This window comes from Ruminococcus sp. 1001136sp1 (assembly GCF_039841815.1).
Classification (GTDB): Bacteria; Bacillota; Clostridia; order Lachnospirales; family Lachnospiraceae; genus Blautia_A; species Blautia_A faecis.
Genome location: NZ_JBDPGY010000003.1, coordinates 23306 through 35312, shown reverse-complemented (window position 1 = coordinate 35312; position 12007 = coordinate 23306). Strand labels below are relative to the sequence as shown.

Annotated in this window: 12 protein-coding genes; 2 read left to right on the top strand and 10 right to left on the bottom strand. The window is 45.1% G+C overall.

What is annotated here, in order from left to right; genetic code table 11:
- Positions 1-288 precede the first annotated feature (288 nt).
- On the bottom strand, positions 289-1122 hold the full coding sequence (locus ABHC48_RS03580) for a deoxyribonuclease IV (RefSeq protein WP_195699234.1): 834 nt from the start codon (positions 1120-1122) through the stop codon (positions 289-291).
- 369 nt (positions 1123-1491) lie between these two features.
- Between ABHC48_RS03580 and ABHC48_RS03575 the strand changes: the two genes are divergently transcribed.
- Positions 1492-2865: a sodium-dependent transporter gene (locus ABHC48_RS03575; RefSeq protein ID WP_118578847.1), complete on the top strand. Its 1374-nt coding sequence runs from the start codon at positions 1492-1494 to the stop codon at positions 2863-2865.
- Positions 2866-3012: 147 nt separating this feature from the next.
- Complete coding sequence (locus ABHC48_RS03570; RefSeq protein WP_195699235.1) at positions 3013-4266, top strand: CapA family protein; 1254 nt, start codon at positions 3013-3015, stop codon at positions 4264-4266.
- Between the two features lie 54 nt (positions 4267-4320).
- Here the strand turns inward: ABHC48_RS03570 and queA are convergent, their stop codons facing one another.
- From queA to ilvA, 9 genes are all read right to left on the bottom strand, one after another.
- Complete coding sequence (gene queA, locus ABHC48_RS03565; protein WP_118578849.1) at positions 4321-5346, bottom strand: tRNA preQ1(34) S-adenosylmethionine ribosyltransferase-isomerase QueA; 1026 nt, start codon at positions 5344-5346, stop codon at positions 4321-4323.
- A complete protein-coding gene (trmD, locus tag ABHC48_RS03560) occupies positions 5333-6097 on the bottom strand; it encodes a tRNA (guanosine(37)-N1)-methyltransferase TrmD (protein WP_195699236.1) in 765 nt (254 codons plus the stop codon). Before trmD ends, queA begins: the two co-directional genes overlap by 14 nt.
- On the bottom strand, positions 6098-6601 hold the full coding sequence (rimM, locus tag ABHC48_RS03555; RefSeq protein WP_173771382.1) for a ribosome maturation factor RimM: 504 nt from the start codon (positions 6599-6601) through the stop codon (positions 6098-6100).
- 104 nt (positions 6602-6705) lie between these two features.
- Positions 6706-6936 carry a KH domain-containing protein gene (locus ABHC48_RS03550; RefSeq protein ID WP_021926512.1) on the bottom strand — a complete coding sequence of 77 codons (231 nt, stop codon included), beginning with the start codon at positions 6934-6936 and terminating at the stop codon, positions 6706-6708.
- 159 nt (positions 6937-7095) lie between these two features.
- Positions 7096-7341 carry a 30S ribosomal protein S16 gene (gene rpsP / locus ABHC48_RS03545; protein ID WP_117852013.1) on the bottom strand — a complete coding sequence of 82 codons (246 nt, stop codon included), beginning with the start codon at positions 7339-7341 and terminating at the stop codon, positions 7096-7098.
- Between the two features lie 54 nt (positions 7342-7395).
- Positions 7396-8748, bottom strand: coding sequence for a signal recognition particle protein (gene ffh / locus ABHC48_RS03540; protein WP_187566484.1), 1353 nt, complete (start codon positions 8746-8748; stop codon positions 7396-7398).
- A 3-nt stretch (positions 8749-8751) separates the two neighbouring features.
- On the bottom strand, positions 8752-9075 hold the full coding sequence (gene ylxM / locus ABHC48_RS03535; RefSeq protein ID WP_118578857.1) for a YlxM family DNA-binding protein: 324 nt from the start codon (positions 9073-9075) through the stop codon (positions 8752-8754).
- Between the two features lie 434 nt (positions 9076-9509).
- Complete coding sequence (trpS, locus tag ABHC48_RS03530) at positions 9510-10571, bottom strand: tryptophan--tRNA ligase (protein WP_173771378.1); 1062 nt, start codon at positions 10569-10571, stop codon at positions 9510-9512.
- A gap of 203 nt (positions 10572-10774) precedes the next feature.
- A complete protein-coding gene (gene ilvA / locus ABHC48_RS03525; RefSeq protein WP_118578861.1) occupies positions 10775-11986 on the bottom strand; it encodes a threonine ammonia-lyase in 1212 nt (403 codons plus the stop codon).
- Positions 11987-12007 lie beyond the last annotated feature (21 nt).

Here is a 12007-nt window from a genome sequence, read left to right as displayed (position 1 = left end):
TGGAAGCCAGTCACTCACCCTCCCCACCTGTTGAAAGTTCCTATGTACAAATAAGTCCTAGCCAGTACACAGCATTCGGGCAATGGTGATTGCTCCAGCGAGCCATTTCAGGCGCGGTTTTAGCGTAGGCGAAATCCACTGCTTACGGAGACTTAATCGTGAAGGCTTTCCTGAACGATTTAGTCGCAGTTAGCAGTTAGTTCGCTGGAGCGTTGCGCCGGCGAGTGAGCAATCACCATTGTCCGAGTGCGTCCGCCTTGAACAACTTTCAACACACTAAATAGCAATTTATTCTGAATATCTTTCCCTAAGAAGTGCAATTTCTCTTGTCCAACCCTCATCATCATTAGGCGTTTCCAGAATAAAAGGCTTTCCCTCCAATGCCGGGTGCCGGATGACACGGACAAGGGCATCAAGACCAATCTGGCCTTCCCCGATTCTGGCGTGGCGGTCTTTGTGACTGCCAAGAGGATTGAGGCTGTCGTTTAGGTGGATGGCTTTTAAGTGGTCGAGACCGATGATGCGGTCGAATTCAGTTATGACACCGTCCAGGTCGTTTACAATATCGTAGCCACCATCCCACACATGGCAGGTATCCAGGCAGATTCCAAGTTTATCGCGTTTTTCTACAAGGTCCATGATGGCACGAAGCTCCTGGAAATGGCTTCCCACCTCAGAGCCTTTTCCAGCCATGGTTTCAAGAAGAACTGTAGTGGTCTGTTCTTCAGTAAGAACTGCATTCAGCACTTCTGCAATCTTCTGAATTCCAACCTCTATTCCCTGTCCCACATGGCTGCCTGGATGGAAATTATAATAATTTCCTGGTGTGGCTTCCATGCGTTTCAGATCATCCGAAAAAGTATTTCTGGCAAAATCCCGCAGATTTTCTTTGGCCGCGCAGGCATTTAAGGTATAAGGCGCATGCGCCACGATTTTGCCGAATTCATGCTCCCTGGCAATCTCCTGAAACTTCGCCACATCTGCAGGGTCAATAGCTTTGGCATTCCCTCCTCTTGGATTTCTGGTAAAAAATGCAAACGTGTTGCCGCCATTTTTTACAATCTGGCGTCCCATGGCTGCGTAGCCTTTAGATGATGAAGTATGATTTCCTATATATAACATGTCGTTTTCCCTTCTTATTTACTATTTTATTATGAAAATCCCGTACGGTAGCCAAAAATGAGCCATGCTTGCACGAGCGAACTCTTGGATATCGAACGGGCTAGACCGTATGAGTAAGTAGGGCGATGGCCCGGATTACGAATGCGGTCGGCAGCTGCGGGAGCGCCATAGGCGCGAAACAGCTGACTCTCAGGCACTCCTTAAGTACATCCTATATATTTTAGCATTTCCCCCTTCTTTTTCAAGATATTTATTGACGAAAACCCATTTTATTCTTATACTGTTAAAAGGTGTGCTCTTCTGTAAAAAAGACTTTTGTCCCATACTTTTTCACAGAATTCATACATAGAAAAAAGGAAGGAAATCAACATGAAAGAACGTGAAAAGTTTTCATCCCGGCTTGGATTTATTCTCATTTCAGCCGGCTGCGCCATTGGAATCGGCAATGTATGGCGCTTCCCTTATATAACAGGACAGTACGGCGGCGCAGCATTTGTACTGATCTATCTTCTGTTCCTTGTAATTCTTGGACTGCCTATTATGGTTATGGAATTTGCTGTCGGACGCGCAAGCCGCAAGTCCGCTGCCAGAAGCTTCCATCTCCTTGAGCCAAAGGGCACCAAATGGCACCTTTACAGCTATGGAGCCATGCTTGGCAACTATATGCTGATGATGTTTTACACCACTGTAGGCGGCTGGATGCTGGCTTACTTCTTTAAAATAGCAAGCGGCACCTTCACAGGTCTTGATACAGAAGCGGTAGGAAACGTATTTAACACCATGCTCTCCAATCCTGGAGAAATGACCTTCTGGATGGTAATCGTAACTGCATTCGGTTTTGGTACCTGCTGCATGGGACTGCAGAAAGGTGTTGAACGTATCACAAAGGTTATGATGGTATGTCTTCTTACTATTATGGTAGTTCTTTGCGTTAAGAGCTGTACGCTTCCAGGCGCCATCGAGGGTATTAAGTTCTATCTTCTCCCGGATTTTGGCCGTCTGAAAGAGAACGGACTGCTTTCCGGTATTTATGCCGCTATGGGACAGGCATTCTTCACCTTGAGCCTTGGGATCGGCGCAATGGCAATCTTTGGAAGTTATATCGACAAAGACCGCAGCCTTATGGGCGAATCCATCCAGATTGGTATTCTGGATACTTTCGTGGCACTAATGGCCGGACTTATTATTTTCCCGGCATGCTTTGCTTACAATGTAAGCCCTACACAGGGTGTTGGACTTGTATTCGTAACACTGCCGAACATGTTTAACCAGATGATGGGCGGTCGTTTCTGGGGTGCACTGTTCTTCATCTTTATGACATTCGCAGCTCTCTCCACCGTCATTGCAGTATTTGAGAATATCTTAAGCTTTGCCATGGATCTGTGGGGCTGGAGCCGTAAGAAGGCAGTTCTGGTAAACGGAATTGCAATCTTTGTTTTATCCATGCCATGCGTACTTGGTTTCAACGTATGGAGCGGATTTCAGCCACTGGGCGCAGGAAGCACCATCCAGGATCTGGAGGACTTCATCATCTCCAATAACCTGCTTCCGCTTGGAAGCCTAGTTTACCTGCTGTTCTGCGTAACCCGCTACGGATGGGGATGGGACAATTTCATCAAAGAAGCGGATACAGGAAACGGCATTAAATTCCCGAAGTGGGCACGTCCATATCTTACCTATGTACTGCCGCTTATTGTACTGTTGATTTTCGTGATGGGTTATTACGATAAATTCTTCAGATAAATATTATTGTAATGTAAATCAAAGGCAAAAGTTCACAGGGCTATTCACTCAAAACATGACCTATGGATTTTTGCCTCAATGTTTATACGGAACAAACACGTCGCCTGTCGGCGACATCATATACAAAAGCCATATGAGGACAGACGTATGCAAAAGAAAAAGAATTTATACAAAAAATCCAAATATTACCGCCGGCGCCAGAAAAAAATCCGGCAGATCTGTATGACCGCAGGTGGTGTCCTGCTGCTGGTGGTACTGCTCCTGATCGTCCGGGGATGTGCAGGAAAGACAAAGAGTGTAAACTCTTCGAATATAAACAACGCAACCGACGAAAATACAACTGGTTCTGCTCTTTCTTCTGACAGCGAAAAGAACGATTCTTCATTTGCCGATGGAGCTAAGCAGACTACAGAATCTTCCAGTGACAGCTCAGATTCATCTTCTGATTCCGAAAGCAGCGATACTGTTTCAACAAAATCGAAGCACGACACCCCAGTCACCCTTACTATAAGCGTTGTGGGAGACTGTACCCTTGGTACAGATGAAGCCTTCGATTACAGTACCAGCCTGAATGCATATTTTGAAAATTATGGAAAAGAATACTTTTTACAGAATGTAAAGAGCATTTTTGAAGCAGATGACCTGACTATCGCCAACAATGAAGGAACCTTCACAGACAGCAGCAGCCGCGAGGATAAAACCTTCGCATTCAAAGCACCCGCATCTTTTGCAGGAATTTACTCCAGCAGTTCTGTGGAAGCAGTGAACACAGCTAACAACCACAGCCATGATTACGGCGAGCAGAGCTTTCAGGATACCATGGACGCCCTGGATGCCCAGGGAATTGTTCATTTCGGCTATGATGAGACGGCCGTAATGGATATAAAAGGGGTAAAAGTAGGTCTTGTGGGAATCTATGAGTTATACGATCATCTGGAGCGTGAACAGCAGCTGAAAGACAACATTGCAAAGGTAAAAGAGGATGGTGCAGAACTGATCATCGTTATCTTCCACTGGGGAAATGAAAAAGAAACCGTTCCAGACTCCAATCAGACCACACTTGGACATCTTGCCATTGACCTTGGCGCTGATCTTGTGTGTGGACATCATCCTCATGTACTTCAGGGAATTGAAGAATATAAAGGAAAGAATATTGTATACAGCCTTGGAAACTTCTGCTTCGGCGGAAACAGCGCCCCAAGTGACATGGACAGTATGATTTTCCAGCAGACCTTTACCATCTCAAACGACGGCGTAAAAACAGATAATGTAACAAATATCATCCCATGTTCCATCTCCTCCGCTTACGGCTATAACAATTACCAGCCAACACCTGCTGAAGGGGATGAAAAGACCAGAATTATGGAAAAAATCCAGGAAAGAAGTTCCTGGATCGAATAGAAAAAATATGTTATTCAGCACCCCCAGAGCGAAAGCTCCGGGGGTATTTTTTGATTATAATATCAGCATCGCATCCCCAAATGAAAAGAACCGATACTTCTCCTGCACTGCAACCTCATAGGCATGCAGAATATTCTCTTTTCCAGCCAGTGCAGACACCAGCATAACCAGTGTGGATTCCGGCAGATGGAAGTTGGTGATCAGACCGTCGATCATCTTAAATTTATAGCCTGGATAAATAAAAATCTCTGTCCAGCCGCTTCCAGACTTCAGAACACCATCCTCACCAGTTGCAGACTCCAGTGTACGGCAGCTGGTAGTTCCAACTGCGATCACACGGCCGCCATTTTTCTTGGTATCGTTGATCAGCTTCGCCTGGTCTTCTTCCACAATGTAAAATTCAGAATGCATGTGATGCTGTTCTACATCATCTACTTTAACCGGGCGGAAAGTTCCAAGACCTACGTGAAGCGTTACATGGGCAATATTTACGCCCTTGGCTTTCACCTGTTCCAGAAGTTCTTTGGTGAAATGCAGACCTGCTGTAGGAGCTGCTGCGGAACCCTCATTCTTTGCATAAACAGTCTGGTAGCGATTCTTATCCTTTAATTTATGAGTGATATATGGCGGCAGCGGCATCTCTCCCAGCTGATCCAAAATCTCCTCAAAAATGCCTTCATAATGGAACTGGATCAGACGGTTGCCTTCGTCCACCACGTCGATGATCTCGCCCTCTAAAATGCCATCACCAAATGTGATTTTGGCACCTGGACGAGCCTTTTTGCCAGGCTTTACCAGGCATTCCCAGATATCGTTCTCTCTTCTTTTCAGAAGAAGGATTTCGATCACTGCGCCAGTCTCTTCCTTGTGACCGTAAAGCCTTGCCGGAATAACCTTGGTATCATTGATAACCAAAGTATCACCTTCATTCAGATAGTCCAGTATATCCCTGAAATGGCGATGCTCAATACTGCCATCTGCCATAGAAAGATGCATAAGTCTGGAAGAACTTCTGTCCTCCAGCGGATCCTGGGCGATCAGCTCCTGAGGGAGCTCATAGTAAAAATCAGATGTTCTCATCTTTGGATTCCTCCTCTTTCCACTGCTTTTTCAGCTGCCGCACAAAATTCCATTCTTTGTTGGTGAGATCTGCCTTTTTCAGCAGATCCGGGCGCCTTCTGGCTGTACGAATGATAGACTGCTCTCTGCGCCACTTCTCTATATTTGCATGATGACCGGACATAAGAACCTCCGGAACCTTTTTACCATGCCACTCTTCCGGGCGGCTGTACTGGGGATATTCCAGAAGATTTCCTGCAAAGGACTCGGTCTCGCCAGACTCCTGATTGCTGAGCACACCTGGAACCATGCGGGAAATAGAGTCCATCATAACCATGGCCGGAAGCTCGCCGCCTGTAAGCACATAATCTCCGATAGACACATAATCCGTCACAATTTCTTCCAGAACACGCTCATCAATTCCCTCATAGTGACCGCAAAGGAAAACCAGGTCTTTCTCTTTCGCCATGTCTCTTGCCATCTGCTGATTAAACACCTGTCCCTGCGGAGTAAGATAAACTACACGAGGACGCTTCCCTGCTTTCTCGGCAATCGCTTCATAAGCCAGGTAAACCGGTTCTGCCTGCATCAGCATTCCAGCACCGCCGCCGTAAGTATAATCATCTACTTTCTGGTGCTTGTTAAAAGCATAGTCGCGGATATTTATGGCCTCCACAGAAAGGATTCCTGCATTAATGGCACGTCCTGTAATGCTGGTGTTCATTCCATTCCGGATCATTTCCGGAAAAAGGGTCAAAACATGGAATTTCATTTACAAAAGTCCTTTCATCAAATGTACCGTCATCACATTCTCCTCCAGGTCAACATCAAGGATGCATTCCCTGATTGCCGGGAGAAGTACTTCCTGATGATCAGGAAGCTCTACTACGTAAACATCATTGGCTCCTGTCTCCATAACATCTTTCAGGGTTCCGAAATGGGTGTTGTCCTCCAGAACCACTTCCATGCCAATCAGGTCGCCGATGTAATATTCATCTTCATCCAGTTCCTGGGCTTCTTCTCTGGGAACCCACAGGTCTCTGCCTTTGTACATTTCAATATCATTTATATTATCAATCCCGTCAAATTTCAGGATCACAAGATTCTTAAAAAATTTCACGTTACGGATTTCCAGCTTTTTCATCTCTCTGCCAGCATCCAGAATCACGTATTCAAGATCCAGGAAACGCTCCGGATCTGTGGTAGGGAATACTTTTACTTCTCCCCGCACGCCATGAGTGGTGGTAATTACTCCAACCTTTAATAAATCTTCCATTCAAAACTCCTCTACAAAAAACGAATATGTCTGCCGTCCAGGACTTTCATAAGTAAAAACAGGAGCCATGTCTCCACAGCTCCTGCATCCATATATCTTGCTTATCATTGCAGAATATCTACAATCACTTTTTTGCTGCTTTTGGAAGAAGCCGCTTTTACTACGGTACGGATGGCCTTGGCGATTCTGCCCTGACGTCCGATCACCTTACCCATATCAGATGGTCCTACCTTCAGTTCGATAACAACAGCGTCATCCTTTTCTGTTTCGGTAACGACTACTTCGTCCGGATTTTCAACAAGAGATTTTGCAATTACTTCTACTAATTCTTTCATTACACACCTCCCTGATCCCGCCCCGGAGCATATTCAAAAATGCCCTCATCTGGACGTCACAGAAATACCCCCTGAAAATTGCCGGTTACAGTTCACGACTTTCACAGAAAATACTGTGCAGTCTGAACCATTCTGGCAACCTCTAAGATACTCCTTAAATTATTTCTCGATTCCGGCCTGTTTGAGGATCTTAGCAACAACCTCTGTAGGCTGAGCACCGTTTGCAAGCCATTTCTTAGCTGCTTCTTCGTCAACCTTGCATACACTTGGCTCCTGGTTCGGATCATATGTTCCGATCTCTTCGATACATCTTCCATCACGTTTGCTGCGGGAATCTGCAACAACGATTCTATAGTAAGGTGCTTTCTTCTGTCCCATTCTTCTTAATCTGATCTTAACTGCCATTTTAATTTTCCTCCAATTTACTTTCTCTTTATTAGTTAATTTAATTATTTTATGTTAAAAAGGGAGCTTAAAGCCGCCTCTTTTACCACCCATTTTGCCGCCGCCCATGAGACCCGGCATCTGCTTCATCATCTTCTTGCTCTGCTCAAACTGCTTCACAAGGCGATTGACTTCTGCAACCTCCACACCTGCGCCTCTGGCAATTCTGTTCTTACGGGAAAGGTTCAGGATTCCCGGATTGGAACGCTCCTGTGGGGTCATGGAAAGAATAATGGACTTGGTTCTGTCCATTGCTTTCTCATCGATCATGCTCTCCACATCTTTCATCTTGCTTCCCACACCTGGGAGCATGTTCAGGATACTGGAGATTCCGCCCATCTTATTCATCTGTTCAAGGCTGGTAAGATAGTCATTGAAATCAAAATCCATCTTCTTCAGCTTCTTGGACATCTCCTGGGCTGCTTCTTGATCTACAGCTGCTTCTGCCTTCTCGATCAGGCTCATTACATCTCCCATACCAAGGATACGGGATGCCATTCTCTCCGGATAAAACTGTTCCAGATCGGATAACTTCTCTCCCATACCTACATACAGGATTGGCTTGCCAGTTACGGACTTGATGGAAAGAGCTGCACCACCACGGGTATCACCATCCATCTTGGTCAGGATCACTCCATCAATTCCAACCTTCTCTGCAAAAGTCTGGGCTACATTGACTGCATCCTGTCCGGTCATGGCATCTACTACAAGGACTGTAGCATCTACCTCAATATTAGACTTAATATCAGCAAGCTCCTGCATCATATCCTCATCGACATGAAGACGACCTGCTGTATCAATGATCACTACATTCTGCTGATTCGCCTTGGCATGTGCAACAGCTGCCTTGGCTATGTCTACCGGGCTCTGTTTATCACCCATGGTAAAGACTTCCACGCCTTGTTTCTCACCGTTTACCTGCAGCTGAGTGATCGCTGCGGGTCTGTAAACGTCACAGGCTACCAGAAGAGGTTTCTTACCTTTAGACTTGATCTTACCTGCAAGCTTGGCTGCTGTAGTGGTCTTACCAGCTCCCTGAAGACCTGCCATCATAATGACAGTCAGATCATTGCCAGGCTTGATCGGAAGCTCCGTAGTCTCGCTTCCCATAAGATTAACCAGCTCTTCATTTACAATCTTGATGACCATCTGGCCTGGGTTCAGTCCGTTCATAACGTCCTGTCCAACTGCACGTTCCTGTACAGATTTCGTGAACTGTTTCACGACTCTGAAGTTAACGTCTGCTTCAAGGAGTGCCATCTTAACTTCTTTAAGAGCAATCTTAACATCCTCTTCGGTCAGACGGCCTTTGCTTCTCAGCTTCTTGAATACATTCTGAAGTTTATCTGTTAAGCTTTCAAATGCCATGAATTATAACTCCTCTAAAATCACATTGGATATTGCCTCAATATCATCAGCGTGATATCCGGATGCAAGCTCATGTATCTTCTGTACCTGTCCCCGGATATTCACAAACTTCTCCACCAGATGCAGCTTCTCTTCATATCCTTCCAGTGCCTTGTCACAGCGTCTGATCATATCATGTACGCCCTGACGGCTGATATTCAGTTCCTCTGCAACCTCACTTAAAGAATAATCCTCCAGAACTACACTCTCGTAGATCTGCTGCTGTCTCTTCGTAAGAAGCTCTCCGTAAAAATCATAGAGCAAAGTACGTTCCACAAACTTTTCCATTCGTTATCACCTTGGGTATCATACCGTATTTTGTGGTGTGTGTCAAGTGTTTTTTCTTTACATGCAATATTTTTTATATGTCCAAATTTATTATACGCTATTTCTAATTATCTGCCCTTATGTTATACTACAAAAGCTGCCGAGCCTCCAGCAGAAAGGAGGTGAATTCGATGGATAATATTATTGCTCTAATCCTTGTCCCTGTCGCAGTAAATGTAATTAGCTACTGCATTTACAAATGGCTGGACAGAAAAGACAAATAGGCAGCATAACAGCCTAAGGCATAAGCCACCTACATAAACGGAATAGAAAACCCCGGAAGTCTCGCACACCTCCGGGGTTTTCGTTTGCTTTCGATGGACTATTGCTCTAATCCTTAGCTACTATTAGGATATGCCATAACCAACGAAATGTCAACTTAAAATTCACATATTTTACTGAATCAAACTATCATCATCAAAATAATTAATTTTCATAGAAGCCTTTACATCCCTCAGAGTCTCAGCAGCCTTTGCCTCAGCCACCTTACTGCCCTCTCTTAAAATGTCATAGACATCCGGAATGCGCTGCTCCCACATTTTACGGCGCTCGCGGATCGGGCCAAGCTCAGCCTGGAGAACGTTGTTCAGGAACTTCTTAACCTTAACATCTCCAAGTCCGCCTCTCTTATAATGGTCTTTCAGCTCGTCCAGGTTCTGATAATCCGGAAGAAATTCCGGGAAGTATTCTGGTTTGCAGAAAGCATCCAGATAAATAAATACCGGGTTGCCATCAACATTTCCCGGATCCTGAACACGAAGATGATTCGGATCCGTGAACATGGACATAACCTTCTTCTTAACCTCATCTGCCTCATCGGAAAGATAAATGCAGTTTCCAAGAGATTTACTCATTTTTGCCTTACCGTCAATACCTGGCAGACGCAGGCACGCCTTGTTGGAAGGAAGTACGATCTCTGGCTCTGTAAGCGTCTCACCATATACTGTGTTAAACTTGTGTACGATCTCTTTGCACTGCTCCAGCATAGGAAGCTGATCCTCGCCAACCGGAACTGCTGTTGCGCGGAAAGCCGTGATATCTGCTGCCTGGCTGATCGGATAGCAGAAGAATCCAACCGGAATGCTGGCTTCGAAATTACGCATCTGGATCTCAGATTTCACAGTAGGGTTACGCTGAACACGGGCCACTGTAACCAGATTCATATAATAGAAGGTAAGCTCTGTAAGCTCCGGAACCATAGACTGGATGAAAATTGTGGATTTCTCCGGATCAATCCCGCAAGCCAGATAATCAAGTGCTACCTGGATAATATTCTGACGAACCTTCTCCGGGTGCTCTGCGTTATCAGTAAGCGCCTGGGCATCCGCGATCATAATATAAATCTCGTCATAATTTCCGGAATTCTGAAGCTTTACACGCTCAGATAAAGAGCCCACATAATGTCCCACATGAAGACGTCCTGTAGGGCGGTCTCCTGTTAAAATTACTTTTTTCATAGTTTGCTACTCCTTATATTCACCGCCATGCCGATCCTTTTTTAACCAACACAGTTGTACTTATTTATAATCATTTCAGCAAACACTCCCCATTTTTTTACATGAATATGCAACACACATCATATAGACTAACTTTATTCATACCATTTGTGATGTCGCTTCAGTTATTAACTGCAGGGTAGGGAAATGCTTCTATTTTTCAATTACAGACTTGCGCGAATTACTTTCGGTCTGCATCCGGCAGTCTCCAGCGCTTTCACGATCTGATTCTTATGGTCTGTACCAAACGCCTCCAGAGTGATCTTCAATTCTACAGCGGCATTACGGTTTGTGCTTACAAACTGGTTATGATCCAGCTTGATAACATTTCCCTGATTCTCTGCAATAATAGAAGCCACACGTACCAGTTCACCAGGCTTATCCGGGATAAGAACAGATACGGTAAAGATTCTGTCACGCTGGATCAAGCCATGCTGTACTACAGAAGACATGGTAATCACATCCATATTTCCACCACTTAAAATGGACACAACCTTTTTATTCTTGAAATCAAGATGACGAAGCGCAGCCACTGTCAGAAGTCCTGAATTCTCAACGATCATCTTATGATTTTCTACCATATCCAGGAATGCAACGATCAGCTCATCATCCTCAACCGTGATGATTTCATCCAGATTCTCCTGGATATATGGGAAAATATGAGAACCCGGAGTCTGAACTGCAGTACCATCTGCAATGGTGTTTACATGGGGCAGTGTAACAACCTCCCCTTTCTCAAGAGAAGCCTTCATGCAGGCTGCACCTGCCGGCTCTACACCGATTACTTTAATATGAGGATTAAGAAGCTTGGCAAGTGTGGATACACCTGTTGCAAGTCCGCCTCCACCGATTGGCACCAGAATATAATCTACAAGAGGAAGCTCCTGAATGATCTCCATGGCAATGGTTCCCTGTCCGGTAGCAACTGCAGGATCGTCAAAAGGATGAATAAAGGTATAGCCCTTTTCTTCAGCAAGCTCCAGCGCATAAGCACAGGCCTCATCATAAACATCACCATGAAGAATAACCTCTGCGCCATAACCTTTTGTACGCTCTACTTTAATAAGCGGTGTAGTGGTCGGCATTACGATCACGGCCTTCACACCGTACTTGTGTGCTGCATATGCCACACCCTGTGCATGGTTTCCAGCGGAAGCTGTGATCAGGCCTTTGCCCCTCTCCTCGTCGGAAAGAGTACTGATCTTATAATAAGCTCCACGCACCTTATATGCACCTGTTCTCTGCATGTTCTCTGGTTTGAAGAAGACCTTGTTTCCAGTGAGTTCAGAGAAATAACTGCTCTTCACCAGCTTGGTCTCCTGGGTTACCTGCTTAACTATTTCTGCCGCTTCTTCAAAACTCTCTAATGTAAGCATTTTTATTTTTCCTCCTGTAGT

What these genes read in the sequence shown, in the direction of transcription:
- ylxM (WP_118578857.1), bottom strand. Translation starts at nt 9,075, where the DNA reads ATGGAAAAGTTTGTGGAACGTACTTTGCTCTATGATTTTTACGGAGAG.
- ABHC48_RS03570 (WP_195699235.1), top strand. Translation starts at nt 3,013, where the DNA reads ATGCAAAAGAAAAAGAATTTATACAAAAAATCCAAATATTACCGCCGG.
- rpsP (WP_117852013.1), bottom strand. Translation starts at nt 7,341, where the DNA reads ATGGCAGTTAAGATCAGATTAAGAAGAATGGGACAGAAGAAAGCACCT.
- ABHC48_RS03575 (WP_118578847.1), top strand. Translation starts at nt 1,492, where the DNA reads ATGAAAGAACGTGAAAAGTTTTCATCCCGGCTTGGATTTATTCTCATT.
- trmD (WP_195699236.1), bottom strand. Translation starts at nt 6,097, where the DNA reads ATGAAATTCCATGTTTTGACCCTTTTTCCGGAAATGATCCGGAATGGA.
- ABHC48_RS03550 (WP_021926512.1), bottom strand. Translation starts at nt 6,936, where the DNA reads ATGAAAGAATTAGTAGAAGTAATTGCAAAATCTCTTGTTGAAAATCCG.
- ilvA (WP_118578861.1), bottom strand. Translation starts at nt 11,986, where the DNA reads ATGCTTACATTAGAGAGTTTTGAAGAAGCGGCAGAAATAGTTAAGCAG.
- ABHC48_RS03580 (WP_195699234.1), bottom strand. Translation starts at nt 1,122, where the DNA reads ATGTTATATATAGGAAATCATACTTCATCATCTAAAGGCTACGCAGCC.
- queA (WP_118578849.1), bottom strand. Translation starts at nt 5,346, where the DNA reads ATGAGAACATCTGATTTTTACTATGAGCTCCCTCAGGAGCTGATCGCC.
- trpS (WP_173771378.1), bottom strand. Translation starts at nt 10,571, where the DNA reads ATGAAAAAAGTAATTTTAACAGGAGACCGCCCTACAGGACGTCTTCAT.
- ffh (WP_187566484.1), bottom strand. Translation starts at nt 8,748, where the DNA reads ATGGCATTTGAAAGCTTAACAGATAAACTTCAGAATGTATTCAAGAAG.
- rimM (WP_173771382.1), bottom strand. Translation starts at nt 6,601, where the DNA reads ATGGAAGATTTATTAAAGGTTGGAGTAATTACCACCACTCATGGCGTG.